Below are 20010 nucleotides of genomic sequence, written 5' to 3' on the forward strand. Positions count from 1 at the left end.
CCGCCGCAACGCGCGGCCGGCGTCCCAATTCTTTTATTATACCAAATACACGCAGGATTTCAACGATTATCTTCCAAATAGTCCACATACTCTTCCAGACAGAAATGGCGTTCCCGTATTGCTTTGGCGTGTTCTACGCCGACAAACCGGTAATGCCACGGCTCGTACCGAATTCCCGTAATCTCCTGTTTGTCCTTTGGATACCGCAGGATGAAACCGTATTCCGCCGCGTGCTCGTCCAGCCAGGCAAATTCCGGCGTCGTATCAAAGTTTTCCGCCACGCCGTTGAGATCGATCGCCAGACCTGTGTTGTGTTCGCTCCATCCCGGCCGCGCGACGGAAACCGCCGCGACGGCTTCCGCCTCCTTCTGGTCCATACCTTTGTCCAGATTTTCATTGACCGCGCGGGTAAAAAGCTCTTCCTGCCGCGCCACACTGCGGTATCCGGAAGAAATCCACAGAGAAACGCCGTCCGCGCGCGCCGCGCGCTGCATCTGCTTAAACGGTTCCTCCAGCCGCTCGTCTACATCCGTCCCATACAAATCAATGATGTTTCGGTGAAAGCTGTCCGGCAGCGAGTGTTCAAAATTGACGAGCACCAGCGTGTCGTCCAGCTCTGCCCTTTCATAGACTGGTTCGGCAGGTTTGGCGTCCACCAGCGTTGCCCCAGACAGCGGTTGTTTTCCGCTGGGCGCCGATTCCTGCTGGATCTCCTGCCGGGCTTCTGTTTGCTCCACAGAGACTTTTTCCATCGTATAAATAAAAATGGCGCTGACGCCGGCTGTCATTGCAGCCGTTAGCAGCATGACACCCAGCGACAGGAAAAACCGTCTGGTTTTAGAAGTTTTTCTCATGCAATCCCATCCTCTTGTTCATTCTCACAGCTATTCTTGCACAGAGAAAACCTTTCATACCAGAAAAGGCCGTTTTTATAGCCATCCAGATTTTACATACCCGCATCTTTGATGGATCAAGCAGAAAACGGAAATACTGGTCGTATCCTTGTAATTTTAGGAGGAGGACTCCACATGGAAGAATTACCGCTCGGTTTCGGTATGGCGCTTGCTCAGCATCCGCAGGCGATGGAACACTTCTGCGCAATGCCGGAAAACAAACAGAAGCAAATTATCGCGCACACTCATAACATCCAATCCAAACAGGAAATGCACGCCTTTGTGCAGGAGCTTGCCGGCAATACGACTTCTTTTTCGTAATTTACGCACCAACCGGCTGGCTTTGTCATATCTTGTATCAGGGTGAACATGGTATGGATTATTGTTATGGAGAACGTCTAATTGCCGCGGGAACAGCAATTGCCTTTCAACTGGCACATGACAAAACCCCGGAACAACTCGCCTTGCTGGGCGATCTGTTCGACGTCATCGGCGACGAATTGGCGCTTTTGGCGGGAACAAAGGGAATGTGCAAGCTGGAGCGCAATAATGCTTCTCTTCGCGACACACTGGAATCCAAATAAAAAATCCGCATGAAACATACATTGTCTCCATGCGGATTTTTTCCTATTTACGTTGAAACTGCTGCATGTACAGCGATACCGAACGGGACATTTCCCGGGAAAAATCCGAGTTGTATTTGCGTTTGCAAAACACCTGCATAAAAGCCGGATAGTCAAATGAGGACTTTCCCTCCCGTTCCGCCTGCTCCCGGAAAAACGCCTCGTGCTCCTGCGGGCTGAACGTCCGGTATGTATTTTCCTGCACAATATAGGGCTGCGCAAACCGCTCCGGCTTCTTCCGTCTCTTTTGCTGCTCCGTCGGGTATCCATAGACAAGCATGACCGCAGGGAACACATAGTCCGGCAGGCACAACAGCTCCCGGTGCGCTTCGTATTGTTCCAGAACATCCCCGATGTAGCAGGAGCCAATTCCCAGGCTCTCCGCCGCAACAACGCTGTTCTGCGCCGCGATACAGGCGTCCGCCATCGCCAGCAGAAGATCGCCCTCCGCAGGTTTGCGTGGTTCACAGCCGGAATACTGGAACGCGTCATACCATCTACGGAAATCCGCCAGAAAAATCAGTACCAGCGGCGCTTTCGCGATGAACGGCTGATTGTCACAGGTGACGGAAAGTTTTTCCTTCAACATCGGATCGGTGATATCCAAAATAGTATACAAGGCCTGGTTGCCAGCCGATGGCGCCTGCATGGCTGCTTTGATGATCGCATCTTTTTCTGTTTGTACAATCGGCTGATCTGTAAATACACGCACAGACTTTCTCCGGTACAAGCTCTCTAATATCTGATTCGTAATCCTGCACATCCTTTCCTGTTTCCTGAGGGAAACGGCAATAATCCTTTATGGCATTCCCTTTTCCGTACGGATTGTTGTATGATAGGGATATCGTACCCCATTTTCGGTAAGGAGGCCATCTATGATCAATCGTGAAACAATTTTTCAAAAACTGAACCCATTTCTAATCGGTATTTACAGCATCGTCAGTCTCGGTCTGGCCGTCTACAACATTCAATTGGGAAGACCGTATTATTACATTCTCGCTTATGGCGGACTTTTTCTGCTGGCGGTTCCTTTTCTTCTTGAAAAACTGTTCCACCTGCAAACCGTCCACCAATTCCGCTTTGTCGTATACCTGTTCAGCTTTCTGGCCTATGTCATTGGACTGGTGGTTCCCGCCTATTCTCTGGTTCCCTACTATGACAAAGCAATCCATACCTTATCAGGCGTCTTCTGCACCTTCGGCGCCCTTTTGTTATTTTATCTCCTCTCGCCGCAAAAGGAGATACGGGAAAGGGATTTTCCTTTGGTTTCCGTCTTTTCATTCTCCGTTTCCATGGCAGTCGCCGGATTATGGGAGCTTTCAGAATATGCCATCAGCGTCGTCTTTGGTACGGACCCGCAAAATGTTCTGACGACCGGCGTACATGATACCATGCAGGATATGCTGGTTTGCCTGATCGGTTCCCTGCTCTTTTTAATTTCCATCTACTGCTACTATAAAAAGGGGAAAACCAGCCTCTTGATGGGAATTTTCCAGACCTTTCACGCGTCCAACTTCCAAAAAAATTGCTAATCTACCAAATAAAGCCTCCGTCCGGAATCACCGGCGGAGGCTTTTCCCTTGCCCCATCGCAACATATCCCGCGCCGGATACACATAAAAATTAAGTAGAAAAAATATGCGCAACCGACCGTCAGAAAGGTGGAACCATTATGTATCCGGTTTATCCATATTTAAAGAAAGAAAGTAAATGCCGGGAGATACCTGTCCTGTTCCCTCCGCAGCACCAATACGGTCAACCGGGAATGGAATATCTCATGGACCCCATCCCCATTTCGGAAAATCCAGACAGCAAGGGCAGCGGAAAGCTGCGGAACCGGGTCGCCATCATCACAGGCGGCGACAGCGGCATTGGTCGGGCGATCGCCTACGCGTTCGCCAAAGAGGGCGCCGACGTGGCAATCTGCTATTTGAACGAGCATCAGGACGCTAAAGACACCAAATGCCGCGTAGAGCAGCTTGGCAGAAAATGTTTGCTGATCCCCGGGGACCTGAAACAGGAATCCATGTCACAGGAGGCCGTTGAACAGGTATTGAACTGCTTTGGAAAAATTGACATTCTGGTTAACAACCATGCGGTGCAATTTATCCAAAAAAGCATTCTGGATATCAGCGAGGAACAGCTCGACCTGACCTTCCGTACCAATATTTACGCCTTCTTCTTTATGATCAAAGCTGCTCTTCCCTATTTAAAAGCCGGCGCTTCCATCATCAACACGACCTCCGTCACAGCCTACCGGGGCAGCGCAAACCTGCTGGATTACAGCTCCACCAAGGGCGCAGTCCTTGCCCTGACCCGCTCTCTGTCGCAGAACCTGGTCAAGCAGGGGATCCGCGTCAACGGCGTGGCCCCCGGCCCCATCTGGACGCCCCTGATCCCCTCCTCTTATTCTGCAAAGGAGGTGACCACCTTTGGCAGTTATACCTCCGAGGTTCCCATGCAGCGTGCCGGGCAGCCGTTTGAAGTCGCTCCCTGCTATGTATTCTTAGCCTCGGACGATTCCCGGTATATGACAGGACAGGTGCTGCACCCGGACGGCGGCACCATCGTCAACGGATAACGCAAAAAAGGGCTTCATTCCTGCGAATGAAGCCCTGCTTTTGTTAAAAATTACTCGTTGATCGCGATAACAACGCCGGAACCAACCGTACGGCCACCCTCACGGATAGCGAAACGGAGGCCTTCCTCGATTGCGATCGGGGTGATCAGCTCAACGTCCATTTCGACGTTATCGCCAGGCATACACATCTCTGTGCCTTCCGGCAGGTTGATAACACCGGTAACGTCTGTCGTTCTGAAATAGAACTGCGGACGATAGTTGTTGAAGAACGGTGTATGACGGCCGCCTTCATCCTTGGTCAGGACGTAGACCTGGCCGCGAAACTTGGTGTGCGGGTGGATGGAACCCGGCTTCGCCAGAACCTGTCCACGCTCGATCTCTGTTCTCTGAACGCCACGGAGCAGCGCGCCAACGTTATCGCCAGCCTCTGCAAAGTCCAGAATCTTTCTGAACATTTCCAGACCGGTAACAACAGTCTTCTTGCGCTCTTCGGTCAGGCCGACGATTTCAATTTCTTCGCCAACCTTAATGACGCCACGCTCAACTCTGCCGGTAGCAACTGTGCCACGGCCAGTGATGGTGAAGACGTCTTCAACCGGCATCAGGAACGGCAGGTCAGACTTGCGCTCCGGAGTCGGGATAAAGCTGTCAACTGCATCCATCAGCTCATGAATGCACTTGTATTCCGGTGCATTGGTGTCCTTGGAAGCGGACTCCAGAGCAACCAGAGCAGAACCACGGATAATCGGGGTATCGTCGCCCGGGAACTCATACTCGTTGAGCAGGTCACGAATTTCCATCTCAACCAGATCAAGCAGTTCCGGATCGTCAACCTGATCCGCTTTGTTCATGAAGACAACAATATACGGCACGCCAACCTGACGGGAAAGCAGGATGTGCTCTCTGGTCTGCGGCATCGGGCCGTCCGCTGCGGAAACAACCAGGATCGCGCCGTCCATCTGCGCAGCACCGGTGATCATGTTCTTAACATAGTCAGCATGGCCAGGGCAGTCAACGTGAGCATAGTGACGGGTCTCCGTCTGATACTCAACGTGCGCGGTGTTGATGGTGATACCACGCTCTCTCTCTTCCGGAGCCTTATCGATGTTCGCATAATCAACGAAATCGGCGTCGCCCTCGATATTGAGAACCTTGGTGATCGCAGCAGTCAGAGTGGTCTTACCATGGTCAACGTGACCAATGGTACCAATGTTTACATGGGGTTTGGATCTTTCAAATTTTGCCTTTGCCATTGGGATTCTCCTCCTTTTATAAATACAGAGTAAGATTTTTTAAGTCAGAACTATGCTTATCATTTTACCAAGTAACACCGGAAAAATCAAGCATATTTTGTAACTTATTCAGTCTTTTTACCACGCTCGGAAATAATCGAGTCAGCAACAAACTTCGGAACCTCCGCATAATGGTCGGGCTCCATTGTATACTGGCCTCTGCCCTGCGTTTTGGAACGCATGTCGGTCGCATAACCGAACATTTCGGACAGCGGAACCATGGAATTGATCTGCTGAGCGCCGGAAACCGCATCCATGCCCTGAATCAGGCCACGGCGGGAGTTCAGATCGCCGATAACGTCGCCCATGTAGTCTTCCGGTACAATGACGACAACCTTCATGATCGGCTCCAGAATGACCGGATCGGCCTTCTTCATCGCCTCTTTGAACGCCATGGAACCGGCGATCTTAAAGGCCATTTCAGAGGAGTCAACTTCATGGTAGGAACCATCGTACAGGGTGACCTTTACGTCGACAACGTTATATCCAGCCAATACGCCGGAAAGCATTGCGCCGCGGATACCCTGGTCAACCGCAGGAATATATTCCTTCGGAATCGATCCGCCAACGGTGGCATTGATAAACTCGTAGCCCTTCTCCGGGTTCGGCTCAACCTTGATCTTAACATGGCCGTACTGGCCCTTACCGCCGGACTGTCTCGCATACTTGGTATCCACATCCGCCAGCTTGCGGACGGTCTCTTTGTATGCAACCTGCGGCTTACCAACGTTCGCTTCCACCTTGAATTCACGCAGCAGTCTGTCTACAATGATTTCCAGGTGCAGCTCGCCCATACCGGCAATGATGGTCTGTCCGGTCTCTTCGTCGGTATACGCCTTGAAGGTCGGATCTTCTTCCGCCAGCTTTGCCAGCGCAATACCCATCTTCTCCTGGCCGGCTTTTGTCTTCGGCTCGATCGCCACGCGGATAACCGGCTCCGGGAATTCCATGGATTCCAGAATAACCGGGTGCTTCTCATCGCAGAAGGTGTCGCCGGTGGTGGTGTTCTTTACGCCAATTGCGGCAGCAATATCACCCGCATAAACAATATCGATATCCTGGCGATGGTTTGCGTGCATCTGCAGGATACGGCCGATGCGTTCTTTATTGTCTTTAACGGAGTTATAAACCGTAGCGCCAGCGCTCAGCGTACCAGAATATACACGGAAATAGCAGAGCTTACCAACAAACGGGTCTGTGGCAATCTTAAACGCAAGAGCGGAGAACGGCTCGTCGTCCGAAGCGTGACGGACTTCTTCTTCGCCGGTTTCCGGATTCACACCCTTGATCGCTTCGATATCCGTCGGAGCGGGCATATAGTCCACAATGGCGTCAAGAAGCTTCTGTACGCCCTTGTTCTTATAGGAAGTACCGCAGCAAACCGGAACCATCTTATTGGCAATCGTAGCCTTACGGATGGTAGTGATGATCTCCTCACGGGTGAACTCCTCGCCGGAGAGATATTTCTCCATCAGCGCGTCGTCCTGCTCGGCAATGTGCTCGAGCATCGCAGTGCGGTATTCCTCAGCCTTTTCACGCATGTCTTCCGGAATTTCTTCCTGACGCATGTCTTTGCCCATATCGTCATAATAGATATCGGCTTTCATCTCGACCAGGTCAATGATCCCTCTGAAGGTATCCTCACTGCCGATCGGCAGCTGGATCGGGACGGCGGCGCACTTCAGGCGGTCCTTCATCATCTGAACGACGTTGTAGAAATCCGCGCCCATGATGTCCATCTTGTTTACATACGCCATACGCGGAACATGATATTCCTCCGCCTGACGCCAAACCGTCTCGGACTGGGGCTCAACGCCGCCCTTGGCGCAGAAGACGGTTACAGAACCGTCCAGCACGCGCAGAGAACGCTCAACCTCAACGGTAAAGTCCACGTGGCCGGGGGTGTCGATGATGTTGATTCTATGGCCTTTCCAGAAGCAGGTGGTAGCAGCGGAGGTAATGGTAATGCCTCTCTCCTGCTCCTGCGCCATCCAGTCCATGGTAGCAGCGCCATCATGTGTTTCACCAATTTTGTGGTTAACGCCCGTGTAATACAGAATACGTTCTGTCGTTGTTGTTTTACCGGCATCGATGTGCGCCATGATGCCGATATTACGGGTTTGTTCGAGTGATACCTGCCTTGGCATAGTTTCCTCCTTAAAGTTCTGAAAATAGTTGAATGCCCGCGCAAATTACCATCTGTAATGTGCGAAAGCTCTGTTCGCTTCTGCCATCTTGTGCGTATCGTCACGCTTCTTAGCAGCACCGCCAGCACCATTTACAGCGTCAAGGATTTCGCCGGCAAGTCTCTCCCTCATGGTCTTTTCAGATCTGAGTCTGGAATATTTCGTCATCCAGCGCAAACCAAGGGTTTGTCTTCTTTCCGGACGAACTTCCATCGGGACCTGGTAGGTGGCGCCGCCGACGCGGCGAGCCTTTACCTCGAGCTGCGGCATAACATTCTCCATTGCCTGCTCAAAAACCTCCAGGGGCTCCTTTCCGGTTTTCTCACGGATAATATCAAATGCACCATAGACGATTTTCTGGGAAACACCCTTCTTACCGTCAAACATAATATTATTGATGAGACGTGTTACAAGCTTTGAATTGTAAAGCGGATCGGGCAAAACATCACGTTTTGCGATATTACCTCTTCTTGGCACTTTACTTCCCTCCTTCACATAATGATATCATAGGTACTCGAAAGCGACAAACTCCCGTTGGCCAACACAGAGGCGTTTTTCCAAGAATAGAAGCATCTATATCTAAAACGCCGCTGCATTTTTGCAGCCGTTCGGTCTCTGTCAAATTGAAACTACCTTATTTTTTTCCTGCCTTCGGACGTTTAGCGCCATACTTGGAACGGGCCTGCATACGTTTTGCAACGCCCTGCGCGTCCAGCGTACCACGGATAATATGGTAACGGACACCAGGAAGGTCCTTAACACGGCCGCCGCGGATCATAACAACGCTATGCTCCTGCAGGTTGTGGCCGACGCCGGGGATGTAAGCGCTGACTTCGATTCCGTTGGAGAGCCTGACTCTTGCGATCTTTCTCAGAGCGGAGTTCGGCTTCTTCGGGGTGGCAGTCTTAACAGCGGTACAAACGCCGCGCTTCTGCGGGGAATCCTGATCGATCGGAACACGCTTCTTGGAGTTCCAGCCTTTCAAAAGCGCAGGAGCCTTTGCTTTCTTTTCGCTTACCTCACGGCCAGTATGAACTAACTGGTTAAATGTTGGCATACGACACCTCCTCACTATAGAAGTAATATATGTCAAGCGGAAAACCGCCAAACATCAAAAAAAGATTTGAACACAATTTTATCCTGTCCCGAAATTTCTCCTCGGGACAGGATAAACGCTTTTCAACTTTCGCAATTGTCCGGCAAAATCCGCCGAATCCCAAGGCGATGTTCCCCATATTTTATGCATTTTACATGCAATCCCAGACATTATGGAGAATATTGCCTGCTCAATCGCTACAATTGGTTATTATAACGCTAAATGGCCTCGTTTGTCAAGTCCTCATTCGTGGGTTCGATCTCTACATCGCTGTAGCATTTCATACCCGTTCCGGCCGGAACCAGCTTGCCGATGATGACATTTTCCTTCAGGCCAAGCAGCGGATCGACCTTGCCCTTGATAGCGGCGTCGGTCAGCACGCGGGTTGTTTCCTGGAAGGAAGCTGCGGAGAGGAAGGAATCGGTCGCCAGGGAAGCCTTGGTGATACCCAGCAGCGTCGGAGAGCAGGTGGCCTCCTGCAGTTCCGTTTCACCGGCGGCAATCCGGTCGCGTATCTTCTGGTTTTCATATTCAAACTCAGATTTTTCCACCAAAGAACTGGGAAGCAGCGTGGTGTCGCCCGCCTCTTCCACCTTGACCTTCTTCATCATCTGGCGCACAATGACCTCGATATGCTTATCGTTGATATCAACGCCCTGCATCCGGTAAACGCGCTGGACTTCCTGAATCAGGTAATCCTGTACCGCATGTGTGCCGCTGATGGCAAGCACATCGTGCGGGTTGACGGAACCTTCCGTAATACGGGTACCCGCCGGGATGACGTCGCCTTCGTTGACGATCAGGCGGGAACCGAACGGAATCAGGTAGGATTTGCTCTCCCCTGTCTCCAAATCGGTGACTACTGCGTGTTTGTTTTTCTTAATCTCCTCAAAGGAAACTTTTCCGCCAATTTCGCTCAGGATCGCCAGATGCTTCGGCTTACGGCCTTCGAAAAGCTCTTCAACACGCGGAAGACCCTGTGTGATATCCTCGGCACTCGCGACGCCGCCGGTATGGAACGTTCTCATCGTCAGCTGCGTGCCCGGCTCACCGATGGACTGCGCCGCAATGATGCCGACCGCCTCACCGACGGTGACCGGCTGGCCGTTCGCCAGGTTCGCACCGTAGCACTTCTTACAGACGCCGTGGCGCGCACGACAATTCAGGATGGAACGGATCTTGATGCGCTCCACGCCGTGGCCGACAATGATATCCGCGTCGTCGTCCGTCATCATTTTATCTTTGGAAACCAGAACCGCACCCGTTTCCGGATCGACAAAGTCTTCCACCAGATAACGGCCGATCAGACGCTCATGCAGGGATTCGATGGCTTCCTTGCCCTCGCGGATATCGAAAACCACCAATCCGTCCGTGGCGCCGCAGTCGTCCTCGCGGATGATCACATCCTGAGAAACGTCGACCAGACGGCGGGTCAGGTAACCGGAGTCCGCCGTACGCAGCGCGGTATCGGCCAGGCCCTTACGGGCGCCGCGGGATGAAATAAAGTATTCCAAAATGTTCAGACCTTCACGGTAGTTTGCACGGATCGGAATTTCGATCGTCTTACCGGAGGTGTTGGCAATCAGTCCGCGCATACCGGCGAGCTGGCGAATCTGGCTCATGGAACCACGTGCGCCGGAGTCCGCCATCATGAAGATGGGGTTATAGCGGTTAAGGCCCTTCTGCAAGGCGCTGGTAACATCGTTTGTCGCTTTCTCCCAGGTCTTCAGCACGGCGTTGTAACGTTCTCCATTGGAAAGCAAACCATTTTTGTACTGCTCGGAAATCATATCAATCCGCTGCTCCGCGCCGGCAATGATCTCCTTCTTTTGCGGCGGAATGGTCGCGTCGCAAACCGCAACGGTGATGGCGCTCTTGGTGGAATACTTATATCCCTGCGCCTTTACAGCATCCAGCACCTCAGAGGTTTTTGGGACGCCATGGGTCTTAATACACTTGTCAATGATCTTTCCAAGCTGCTTTTTACCAGCAAGGAAATCAATTTCAAAATCAAACGCCGTTTCCGGATTGGAACGATCCACAAAACCGAGATCCTGCGGGATCGGGCGGTTGAAGATCATACGGCCAACCGTGGTGTTGACCAGCTTGCTGACCATCTTACCGTCGATTTCCATCGTGCGGCGCACCTTGATCTTCGCATGCAGGCTGACCGTTTTGGACTCATACGCCAGAATCGCTTCGTCAAAGTCCTTGAAGACCTTGCCTTCGCCCATCTCGCCGTCTTTATCCAATGTCAGATAATAGGAACCCAGGACCATGTCCTGCGTCGGAACGGTAACCGGGCGGCCGTCGGACGGCTTGAGCAGGTTGCCGGCCGCCAGCATCAGGAAGCGGGCTTCCGCCTGCGCCTCGGAGGAAAGCGGCACGTGAACCGCCATCTGATCGCCGTCGAAGTCCGCATTGTAAGCGGTACAGGCCAGCGGATGCAGTTTCAACGCACGGCCTTCCACCAGCACCGGCTCAAACGCCTGAATACCCAGTCTGTGCAGCGTAGGCGCACGGTTGAGCAGGACCGGGTGGTTTTTGATTACAATTTCAAGTGCGTCCCAAACTTCCGGCTTCGCTCTTTCTACCGCTTTTCTGGCCGCTTTAATGTTGCCTGCCGCGCCGGTTTCTACCAGACGCTTCATGACAAAGGGCTTGAACAGCTCCAGCGCCATTTCCTTTGGCAGGCCGCACTGGTACATCTTGAGTTCCGGACCGACGACAATAACGGAACGGCCGGAATAGTCGACGCGCTTGCCCAGCAGGTTCTGACGGAATCGGCCCTGCTTGCCTTTCAGCATATCAGAAAGGGATTTCAGCGGGCGGTTGTTTGGTCCGGTAACCGGACGGCCGCGGCGGCCGTTGTCGATCAGCGCATCGACTGCTTCCTGCAGCATACGCTTCTCGTTGCGGACAATGATGTCCGGCGCACCCAGCTCCAGCAACCTCTTCAGACGGTTGTTGCGGTTGATTACACGGCGGTACAGGTCGTTCAAGTCGGAGGTGGCGAAACGGCCGCCGTCCAACTGGACCATCGGACGAATATCAGGCGGAATGACCGGGACAACATCCAGAATCATCCACTCCGGACGGTTGCCGGAGAGGCGGAATGCCTCCACAACCTCCAGACGCTTGAGGATGCGGACGCGCTTCTGTCCGGAAGCATTGACCAGTTCATCCTTCAGCTCTTCGGATTCCCTTTCGAGGTTGATCTCCTCCAACAGCTTCTTGATCGCCTCAGCGCCCATGCTGGCCTCAAAATCGTCCTCATATTTCTCGCGCAGATCACGGTACTCTTTTTCACTCAGCATCTGCTTCTTCTGCAGCTCACGCACATTGCCGGGGTCCGTAACAATATACATGGCAAAATACAGAATCTTTTCCAGCATGCGGGGGGAAATATCCAGAATCAAACCCATTCTGGAGGGAATTCCTTTAAAATACCAGATGTGGGAAACCGGCGCGGCGAGCTCAATATGGCCCATGCGCTCGCGGCGGACCTTTGCTCTGGTGACTTCTACGCCGCAACGGTCGCAGATTTTTCCCTTGTAACGGATTCTTTTATACTTTCCGCAGTGGCACTCCCAGTCCTTCTGCGGGCCAAAGATGCGCTCACAGAAGAGGCCATCGCGCTCCGGCTTCAGGGTACGGTAGTTGATCGTCTCCGGTTTCTTGACCTCGCCATGCGACCATTCCCGAATCTTATCCGGCGAAGCCAGTCCGATTTTTATAGATTCAAATACGTTAAATTCCATATTGTAACCCCCTTCAATTTATTCCAGCTCGTCGTCCCCATCAGAAGAAATATCTAAGGGTTCCTCCTTCTCAAAAAGATCATCAATTTCCGCTCCGTCGTCAGCCATTTCCTCCGACTCGGCGCCAAACAGGTCGCCTTCCTCCTGGCCTTCCATGCTGTAGCCTTCCAGGTCGCCTTCCGCGACGCTCGGCTCATCAAACAGATCGTCGGACGGTGTGAATCCGATGTCGTCGTCCTCGTCAAAGTTCTGCTTGAGGTCGATTTCTTCATCGTTCTTATCCAGCACCTTGACGTCGAGGCCCAGGGACTGCAATTCCTTGATCAAAACCTTAAAGGATTCCGGAACACCCGGCTTTGGAATGTTCTGGCCCTTGACAATTGCTTCATACGTCTTCACACGTCCAACGACGTCGTCGGACTTGACGGTCAGAATTTCCTGAAGGGTATACGCGGCGCCGTACGCTTCCAGCGCCCAAACTTCCATTTCACCAAAACGCTGTCCGCCGAACTGCGCCTTGCCGCCCAAGGGCTGCTGGGTAACCAGAGAATACGGTCCGGTGGAACGCGCATGGATCTTATCGTCTACCAGATGATGCAGCTTGAGGTAATACATATAGCCAACGGTGACCGGGTTGTCAAAATACTCGCCGGTACGGCCGTCTTTCAACATGATCTTGCCGTCCTCACGCATGCCGGCCTGCTTAAAGCACGCGCGGATGTCGTCTTCATGCGCGCCGTCAAAAACCGGCGTCATGATCTTCCAGCCCAGCGCCTTCGCCGCCATGCCCAGATGGACCTCCAAAACCTGCCCGATGTTCATACGGGACGGAACGCCCAACGGATTCAGCACGATGTCCAGCGGCGTGCCGTCCGGAAGGAACGGCATATCTTCCTCCGGAAGGATACGGGACACGACGCCCTTGTTACCGTGGCGGCCCGCCATCTTATCGCCGACGGAGATCTTTCTCTTCTGGGCGATATAGCAGCGCACCACCTTGTTGACGCCGGGGCTCAGCTCATCGTGGCTGTTCTCCCGGGTAAACACCTTGACGTCCACCACGATGCCGTACTCGCCATGCGGCACACGCAGGGAGGTATCGCGAACCTCTCGGGCCTTTTCACCGAAGATCGCACGCAGCAGGCGCTCTTCCGCGGTCAGCTCCGTCTCGCCCTTCGGGGTGACCTTGCCGACCAGAATATCGCCCGCGCGGACCTCCGCGCCTACGCGGATGATGCCGCTCTCGTCGAGATCGCGGAGCAGGTCCTCGTTTACGTTCGGGATATCACGGGTAATTTCTTCCGGACCGAGCTTTGTATCGCGCGCTTCGGTCTCATATTCCTCGATGTGAATGGAGGTATAAACGTCGTCGCGGACAATTTTCTCATTGATCAAAACCGCGTCTTCGTAGTTGTAGCCTTCCCAGGTCATAAAGCCAATCAGGGCATTTTTACCGAGGCTGATCTCGCCGTCCTTGGTCGCCGGGCCGTCCGCAATGACAGAACCCGCCTGGATACGGTCGCCCACATCGACCACCGGAACCTGATTGACACATGTTCCCTGGTTGGAGCGCATAAATTTGATAATGTGGTAAACATCCACCTCGCCGTTGTCGGCAGTGACGCGCACCTCGTCCGCACTGACATTGCGGACCACGCCGGCGCGTCTCGCAATGACACAGACGCCGGAGTCGACGCCCGCCTTATATTCCATGCCGGTACCAACAATCGGAGACTGTGTTTTAAGCAGCGGCACCGCCTGCCGCTGCATGTTGGAACCCATCAACGCACGGTTTGCGTCGTCGTTTTCCAGGAAGGGAATCATCGCCGTCGCAACGGAAACAACCATTCGCGGGGAAACGTCCATGAAGTCCGCGTTCTCCCGCTCAACCTCCACGAACTCATCGCGGTAACGGGCGTTGACCTTCGCATTGCGGAAACGGCCGTCCTCGTCGAGCGGTTCGTTCGCCTGCGCCACAATATATTCGTCTTCCATATCCGCCGTCATATAGACGACTTCGCCCGTCACGATGCCGGTTTCTTTATCCACACGGCGGAACGGCGCTTCAATAAAGCCGTACTGGTTGATCCGTGCAAAGGTCGCCAGGTAGGAGATCAGACCGATATTCGGACCTTCCGGCGTTTCAATTGGACACATGCGGCCATAGTGACTGTAGTGAACGTCACGAACCTCAAATCCGGCGCGGTCTCTGGAAAGGCCGCCCGGGCCCAAAGCGGAAAGACGGCGCTTGTGCGTCAGCTCCGCCAATGGATTCGTCTGGTCCATGAACTGGGACAGCGGCGAGGAACCGAAGAATTCCTTAATCGCTGCCACCACCGGACGGATATTAATCAGGGAGTGCGGCGTCAGGACCTCCAGATCCTGCGCCTGCAGCGTCATTCTTTCACGAATAACGCGCTCCAAACGGGAAAAACCAATACGGAACTGGTTCTGCAGCAGCTCTCCGACAGAACGGATGCGGCGGTTGCCCAAATGGTCGATATCGTCGATGGTGCCGAGGCCCACAGCCAGGCAGTTCATATAGTTAATGGAAGAAAAAATATCATCGATGATGATATGCTTGGGAATCAGTTCATCTTTCCTGGTACGAATCGCTTCCTTCAGTTCCTCGTCGCCTTCACAGGTGCTGAGAATTTCCGCCAGCACGGAGAAGCGGACGCGTTCATTGATGCCGCATTCCTCCTGGGCGTCGAAGGAAACAAACTTGTTCAGGTCCACCATGCCGTTGGAAATGACCTTCACTTCGCGCTCATTGACCATGACATAGGCGATGGTGACGCCCGCGTCGTCAATTTCCCGTGCGAGATCGTGAGAAACAATTTGGCCCTCTTCCGCCATCAGCTCGCCGGTCAGCGGGTTAATGATCGGACGGGTCAGCTGCTGGCCGGTGATGCGGCCTGCAAGGTTCAGCTTCTTATTATATTTATAGCGGCCCACACGGGACAGATCATACCGGCGTGCGTCAAAGAACAGGCCGTTGATGTGCGTCTGCGCACTCTCGATGGTGGGCGGCTCACTCGGGCGCAGCTTGCGGTACACCTCAAACAGCGCCTCTTCAATATTTTTACACGGGTCCTTCTCGATGGTCGCGTTGATGCGGTCATCGTCCCCGAAATATTCGCGGATCTCCTCGTCGGAACCCAGCCCCAGCGCACGGATAAAGACCGTGATGGGCAGCTTGCGGTTCTTATCGATGCGGACATAAAATACGTCGTTCGCGTCGTTCTCATATTCCAGCCACGCGCCGCGGTTTGGAATAACGGTGGAACTGAACAACTCCTTACCGGTCTTATCGTATTCCATTTTATAATAAACGCCGGGAGAACGAACCAACTGGGAAACGATGACGCGCTCCGCACCATTGATTACAAAGGTGCCGCTGGCCGTCATCAGAGGGAAGTCGCCCATGAATACTTCGGATTCCTTGATTTCCCCGCTTTCCTTATTTAAAAGCCGGGCAGTCACCCGCAGTGCAGCCGCATAGGTGGCGTCGCGCTCTTTGCACTCTTCCACGCTATAGTTCGGCTTGTCGACGTCCAGCTTGTAATCGACAAAGTCCAAAACCAGATTGCCCGTGTAATCTGTAATACCGGAAACGTCCTTAAACACTTCCTTGAGGCCCTCGTTCAGAAACCATTGATAGGAATTCTTCTGAACCTCGATCAGATTTGGCATATCCAGAACTTCGTCAATGCGCGAAAAGCTCATACGGACATTTTTGCCGACCTGTACCGGTTTGACATTCACCATTGGCTCAATCACTCCATTCAAATATTTACCATCCTGTGGCATAAATGAAACATTATCACTTTGCCTGATCACCGATTTCCCGGCTTTCGTGAGAAACTCTTGCCTTTTTCGCGGAGTTGTGATATTATATACAAAAATAGACATGAGTATATGTTTCCATGATGATGCAGTTTATTATTTTATAACAATATATAGTGTTTGTCAAGGTAATTTTTGTTTTTACCTTGACTTTTTTATTTTTTTATGATGCGTCCTATTTTCAACGATAAATTCTGTGTATAAATGCCAGATTCTGGTAGGAACAAATTTCTTTTCTGCCGAAATAAGCCGATTCCTGCCATGGCAACCTTTACCCGCGGGACCCTATATCGCCCGTTTTTTCATATGCGGTTGCATGTTTATGATTCGGTCCGTTTAAAATTTTTGAAAAAAGCTCCCGGATGCCTGCGGTTAAACCGCTGTAAGCGTCCGGGAGCTTTCTCACTATGTAAGGCGTATTTATTGGGCAGACTTATCCTTCCCCTCTTCACAGGCAAAGGTATAGGAGTCCAGCTTGTCCCGCACGACGGCGGAAACCTCATCATAAATCTGGTGAAACCGGCAGCTTGTCGTATGCGAGCAGCAGTATTCCTCACACTGGCACCGGCTGATCCGGTACGGACCCTCCACGGACTCGATGACCTGCCGCAAAGTGATTTCCCCCGCGGGATGCGCCAGCATATACCCGCCATGCGCGCCCTTGTAGGAAACAATAATATCGTCGGCAACCAGCTTGCGCAGGATTTTCAAAGCAAAACGCAGGGGCACATGCGTGTCTTCCGCAATGGTGCGCGCATCGACTTTTTCTTTGGAAACCGCCAGCCGCTCCACAATCCGGACCGCATAGTCCGCCTCCAGCGTCATATGCATAGAATCCCTCCTAGTCCAAAAAATCTTTCAGCTTCTTGCTGCGGCTTGGATGGCGCAGCTTGCGCAGCGCTTTTGCCTCGATCTGACGGATGCGCTCGCGGGTCACGTTGAACTCCTTGCCAACTTCCTCCAGCGTACGCGACCGCCCATCCTCCAGTCCAAACCGGAGGCTGAGCACTTTTTCTTCTCTGGGCGTCAGCGTATCCAGGACGTCCGCCAGCTGTTCTTTCAAAAGCGTGTGGGACGCGGCGTCCTGCGGCGCGGGCGCATCATCGTCGGGAATGAAATCTCCCAGATGGCTGTCCTCTTCCTCACCGATCGGCGTTTCCAGCGAAACCGGCTCCTGCGCCACACGCATGATTTCCCGCACTTTATCGACCGGCATATCCAGCTCCGCGGAAATGTCTTCCGCGCTGGGCTCGTGGCCGTTTGTGTGCAACAGCTGACTGGAAACCTTTTTTACCTTATTAATGGTTTCCACCATATGCACCGGAATGCGGATCGTGCGCGCCTGATCCGCGATGGCGCGGGTGATCGCCTGGCGTATCCACCAGGTCGCATAAGTGGAAAATTTAAAGCCCTTTGTATAGTCAAACTTTTCAACTGCTTTAATCAGGCCCAGATTGCCCTCCTGGATCAGGTCCAAAAACTGCATGCCACGGCCCAGATAGCGCTTCGCAATGCTGACTACCAAACGCAGGTTGGCTTCTGACAAACGCTTTTTCGCCCGCTCGTCGCCCTCATTGATGCGGATCGCAAGATCGATCTCCTCTTCGGGAGAAAGCAGCGGCACACGGCCGATTTCTTTTAAATAAACTTTTACAGGGTCATCAATTGCGATGCCCTCTGTGCTCAATGCAGATTCCAGATTTTCATCCTCCGTGGTTTCCGTGGTAAACTCAATCTCTTCCAGAGGAACGTCGGCAAAGTCTTCAATAATCTCAACGCCCTGCGCTTCCAGCGTATCATAGAATTTTTCAATTTGTTCCGGTTCAAAATCGAGCTCGCCGATGGCGTCCAGAATCTCCTTGGTGGAGAGCTGGCCCTTCGCTTTTCCCTGCTCGATCAAGTCTTTGATGACTGTTTTTTTATCCGGTGTTGCTGCTGCTCCCATGTGTACGTCCCCCTATTTCTTCTTCGACTTCAAGTCCGCGAGGTATTGTTCAATACTCTGCGTTGGAACCGAAGCGACATCTTCCATGTTTATTTTAGCATGCTCCTGTTCGATCACTTCTATATATTCGTCCGCATCCTCCCTGGTGGCGGATACGTCGCTGTATTTTGCAAAAATCCGGGCAATCGCACCGATTTCATCCACGGAAAATTCTCCGGAAATCTCCGTCAGCCCGTAATCCTTGCCATCCATCATTTTCCCCACGATTGTCTGATATACGCGGCGATTGAAAGAAGTGGTAAATTTTTCAGGCGGCAAACGGCGTACGACCTCTTTAGCATGATCCGGATATTTCGTAATATACGCAATCAGCGCCTCTTCCGCGCTTGCAGCGCGCAAATGCTTGACTTTTTCCGGATTGATGCTGTCTCCGATGCCGACTGCCTGCTGCTGAAATGTTTTAAACTGCTTCTGCTGGCGCTGTTTTTGCCGCTTCCGGCTGTTCTTGTCCACCTGCATCATGATGGAAGACCGGTCCACGCCGATTTCTTCCGCCAGCTTCCCGGCATAGATTTCCTGCTCCATCCGGTTGTCCAGCGTGGCCAGCAGCTCCGCCGCACCCGTCAGATAGGCTACTCGCCCGTCAGCGCTCTCCAGATTGCAGGTACTGCGAATTTTGGAGAGCCGGTATTCCACGTCGTTTCCGCAGGAATCCAACAGCTGCTTAAACCGGACCGGACCCTGCTCGCCGTACGATCGTATGTATTCGTCCGGGTCTTTTCCCCCCACAATTTTCAGCACCTTGACCAGAATTCCCGCGTCTCGCAAAATGGGGATCGCGCGCGCCGTCGCCTTTTGTCCCGCCTCGTCGGCGTCATAGCAGATGACAACCTCTTTTGCATACCGCGCCATCAGACGCGCCTGCTCAACGGTCAGCGCGGTACCCAATGTGGCGACAGCATTGGCAAACCCCGCCTGGTGCAGGGAGATGACATCCATATAGCCTTCCGCCAAAATGAGCTGTTCGCCGCCGTGATTCTTGGCAAAATTTAAAGCAAACAACGCGTCGCTTTTGCGGAATACCAGCGTATCCGAGGTGTTCAGATATTTTGGCTTTGCGTCACTGAGCACGCGGCCGCCAAAGGCAATGACATTCCCGCGCAGGTCGATGATCGGATACATCACCCGGTCGTAAAAGCGGTCGACCGTCCCGCCGTTTCGTCCCTTAAACGCGACGTTTGCAGCGATGATTTCCTCGGATCCATATCCTTTTTTTTGAAGATAATCAGTCAGCGCAAAGCGGGCAGACGGTGAATAACCCAAACCAAAATGCTTGATCGTTTTCATGGACAGCCCACGGCCCGTCAGATAGGAAAGCCCCGGTTCACCCTGCTCCGACAACAGCATTGCATGATAAAAGCGTGCTGCCTCCCGGTTAATCTCATAGATTCGGGTGCGCAGCTTTGCCATACCGTCGTCCACATGGTTTTCCGGCACCGGAATTCCCGCGCGCTGGGCAAGCAGGCGAATCGCCTCCATATAATCCAGGTTTTCAATGCGGCGGATAAACGTGATGACATCGCCCCCCGCCCCGCAGCCGAAACAGTAGAACGACCCGTTTTCCGGATAGACGTTGAAGGACGGCGTTTTTTCATTGTGAAACGGGCAGAGGCCCACCATGTTCCTGCCGCTGCGCCGCAGGGAAACATAGGACGAAACGACTTCGACAATGTCGCTCCGCATTTTCAGCTCCTGCAAAAATAACTCCGGCAAAGGCATGGCAAT

The 20010-nt window shown here is 52.9% G+C and carries 15 protein-coding genes; 4 read left to right on the top strand and 11 right to left on the bottom strand.

Features of this window, described 5'->3' with window-relative positions; genetic code table 11:
• Nucleotides 1–59 precede the first annotated feature (59 nt).
• A complete protein-coding gene (locus I4V53_RS01040) occupies nucleotides 60–854 on the bottom strand; it encodes a M15 family metallopeptidase (protein WP_195983563.1) in 795 nt (264 codons plus the stop codon).
• 174 nt (nucleotides 855–1028) lie between these two features.
• Here I4V53_RS01040 and I4V53_RS01045 point away from each other — a divergent pair, with 174 nt between their 5' ends.
• Together I4V53_RS01045 and I4V53_RS01050 are read left to right on the top strand one after the other, a co-directional pair.
• On the top strand, nucleotides 1029–1214 hold the full coding sequence (locus tag I4V53_RS01045; RefSeq protein ID WP_195983564.1) for a hypothetical protein: 186 nt from the start codon (nucleotides 1029–1031) through the stop codon (nucleotides 1212–1214).
• Between the two features lie 53 nt (nucleotides 1215–1267).
• Nucleotides 1268–1477 carry a hypothetical protein gene (locus I4V53_RS01050; RefSeq protein ID WP_195983565.1) on the top strand — a complete coding sequence of 70 codons (210 nt, stop codon included), beginning with the start codon at nucleotides 1268–1270 and terminating at the stop codon, nucleotides 1475–1477.
• A 43-nt stretch (nucleotides 1478–1520) separates the two neighbouring features.
• On the opposite strand, the gene I4V53_RS01055 is transcribed toward I4V53_RS01050, so the two are convergent.
• Entirely contained in the window at nucleotides 1521–2279 is a 759-nt protein-coding gene (locus tag I4V53_RS01055) for a nitroreductase family protein (RefSeq protein WP_195983566.1), read from the bottom strand.
• Nucleotides 2280–2391: 112 nt separating this feature from the next.
• On the opposite strand from I4V53_RS01055, the gene I4V53_RS01060 reads away from it, so the two are divergent.
• Nucleotides 2392–3048 (top strand): DUF2238 domain-containing protein, encoded by a 657-nt coding sequence (locus I4V53_RS01060; RefSeq protein WP_195983567.1) that lies wholly within the window; start codon nucleotides 2392–2394, stop codon nucleotides 3046–3048.
• A 139-nt stretch (nucleotides 3049–3187) separates the two neighbouring features.
• The gene (locus I4V53_RS01065) at nucleotides 3188–4096 is read left to right on the top strand and encodes an SDR family oxidoreductase (RefSeq protein WP_195983568.1); all 909 of its coding nucleotides are present in this window, start codon (nucleotides 3188–3190) and stop codon (nucleotides 4094–4096) included.
• A gap of 50 nt (nucleotides 4097–4146) precedes the next feature.
• Here I4V53_RS01065 and tuf read toward each other — a convergent pair whose 3' ends face one another.
• The 9 genes from tuf to dnaG form a co-directional block, all read right to left on the bottom strand.
• A complete protein-coding gene (tuf, locus tag I4V53_RS01070) occupies nucleotides 4147–5349 on the bottom strand; it encodes an elongation factor Tu (RefSeq protein WP_195983569.1) in 1203 nt (400 codons plus the stop codon).
• A 104-nt stretch (nucleotides 5350–5453) separates the two neighbouring features.
• Nucleotides 5454–7535, bottom strand: a complete 2082-nt coding sequence (gene fusA / locus I4V53_RS01075; RefSeq protein ID WP_195983570.1) for an elongation factor G — start codon at nucleotides 7533–7535, stop codon at nucleotides 5454–5456.
• A 45-nt stretch (nucleotides 7536–7580) separates the two neighbouring features.
• On the bottom strand, nucleotides 7581–8051 hold the full coding sequence (gene rpsG / locus I4V53_RS01080) for a 30S ribosomal protein S7 (RefSeq protein WP_050697898.1): 471 nt from the start codon (nucleotides 8049–8051) through the stop codon (nucleotides 7581–7583).
• Nucleotides 8052–8208: 157 nt separating this feature from the next.
• Nucleotides 8209–8631: a 30S ribosomal protein S12 gene (rpsL, locus tag I4V53_RS01085; RefSeq protein WP_050697897.1), complete on the bottom strand. Its 423-nt coding sequence runs from the start codon at nucleotides 8629–8631 to the stop codon at nucleotides 8209–8211.
• Between the two features lie 257 nt (nucleotides 8632–8888).
• Nucleotides 8889–12431: a DNA-directed RNA polymerase subunit beta' gene (rpoC, locus tag I4V53_RS01090; RefSeq protein ID WP_195983571.1), complete on the bottom strand. Its 3543-nt coding sequence runs from the start codon at nucleotides 12429–12431 to the stop codon at nucleotides 8889–8891.
• 18 nt (nucleotides 12432–12449) lie between these two features.
• Nucleotides 12450–16202: a DNA-directed RNA polymerase subunit beta gene (rpoB, locus tag I4V53_RS01095; RefSeq protein ID WP_195983651.1), complete on the bottom strand. Its 3753-nt coding sequence runs from the start codon at nucleotides 16200–16202 to the stop codon at nucleotides 12450–12452.
• Between the two features lie 498 nt (nucleotides 16203–16700).
• Nucleotides 16701–17111, bottom strand: coding sequence for an RrF2 family transcriptional regulator (locus tag I4V53_RS01100; RefSeq protein ID WP_195983572.1), 411 nt, complete (start codon nucleotides 17109–17111; stop codon nucleotides 16701–16703).
• Nucleotides 17112–17121: 10 nt separating this feature from the next.
• The gene (gene rpoD, locus I4V53_RS01105) at nucleotides 17122–18225 is read right to left on the bottom strand and encodes an RNA polymerase sigma factor RpoD (protein WP_050697893.1); all 1104 of its coding nucleotides are present in this window, start codon (nucleotides 18223–18225) and stop codon (nucleotides 17122–17124) included.
• Nucleotides 18226–18237: 12 nt separating this feature from the next.
• Nucleotides 18238–20004, bottom strand: coding sequence for a DNA primase (gene dnaG, locus I4V53_RS01110; protein WP_195983573.1), 1767 nt, complete (start codon nucleotides 20002–20004; stop codon nucleotides 18238–18240).
• Between the last annotated feature and the right edge of the window lie 6 nt (nucleotides 20005–20010).

This window comes from Clostridium sp. D33t1_170424_F3 (assembly GCF_015667585.1).
Lineage (GTDB): Bacteria > Bacillota > Clostridia > Oscillospirales > Acutalibacteraceae > Anaeromassilibacillus.

What these genes read in the sequence shown, in the direction of transcription:
- I4V53_RS01040 (WP_195983563.1), bottom strand. Translation starts at nt 854, where the DNA reads ATGAGAAAAACTTCTAAAACCAGACGGTTTTTCCTGTCGCTGGGTGTC.
- I4V53_RS01045 (WP_195983564.1), top strand. Translation starts at nt 1,029, where the DNA reads ATGGAAGAATTACCGCTCGGTTTCGGTATGGCGCTTGCTCAGCATCCG.
- I4V53_RS01050 (WP_195983565.1), top strand. Translation starts at nt 1,268, where the DNA reads ATGGATTATTGTTATGGAGAACGTCTAATTGCCGCGGGAACAGCAATT.
- I4V53_RS01055 (WP_195983566.1), bottom strand. Translation starts at nt 2,279, where the DNA reads ATGTGCAGGATTACGAATCAGATATTAGAGAGCTTGTACCGGAGAAAG.
- I4V53_RS01060 (WP_195983567.1), top strand. Translation starts at nt 2,392, where the DNA reads ATGATCAATCGTGAAACAATTTTTCAAAAACTGAACCCATTTCTAATC.
- I4V53_RS01065 (WP_195983568.1), top strand. Translation starts at nt 3,188, where the DNA reads ATGTATCCGGTTTATCCATATTTAAAGAAAGAAAGTAAATGCCGGGAG.
- tuf (WP_195983569.1), bottom strand. Translation starts at nt 5,349, where the DNA reads ATGGCAAAGGCAAAATTTGAAAGATCCAAACCCCATGTAAACATTGGT.
- fusA (WP_195983570.1), bottom strand. Translation starts at nt 7,535, where the DNA reads ATGCCAAGGCAGGTATCACTCGAACAAACCCGTAATATCGGCATCATG.
- rpsL (WP_050697897.1), bottom strand. Translation starts at nt 8,631, where the DNA reads ATGCCAACATTTAACCAGTTAGTTCATACTGGCCGTGAGGTAAGCGAA.
- rpoC (WP_195983571.1), bottom strand. Translation starts at nt 12,431, where the DNA reads ATGGAATTTAACGTATTTGAATCTATAAAAATCGGACTGGCTTCGCCG.
- rpoB (WP_195983651.1), bottom strand. Translation starts at nt 16,202, where the DNA reads ATGGTGAATGTCAAACCGGTACAGGTCGGCAAAAATGTCCGTATGAGC.
- I4V53_RS01100 (WP_195983572.1), bottom strand. Translation starts at nt 17,111, where the DNA reads ATGCATATGACGCTGGAGGCGGACTATGCGGTCCGGATTGTGGAGCGG.
- rpoD (WP_050697893.1), bottom strand. Translation starts at nt 18,225, where the DNA reads ATGGGAGCAGCAGCAACACCGGATAAAAAAACAGTCATCAAAGACTTG.
- dnaG (WP_195983573.1), bottom strand. Translation starts at nt 20,004, where the DNA reads ATGCCTTTGCCGGAGTTATTTTTGCAGGAGCTGAAAATGCGGAGCGAC.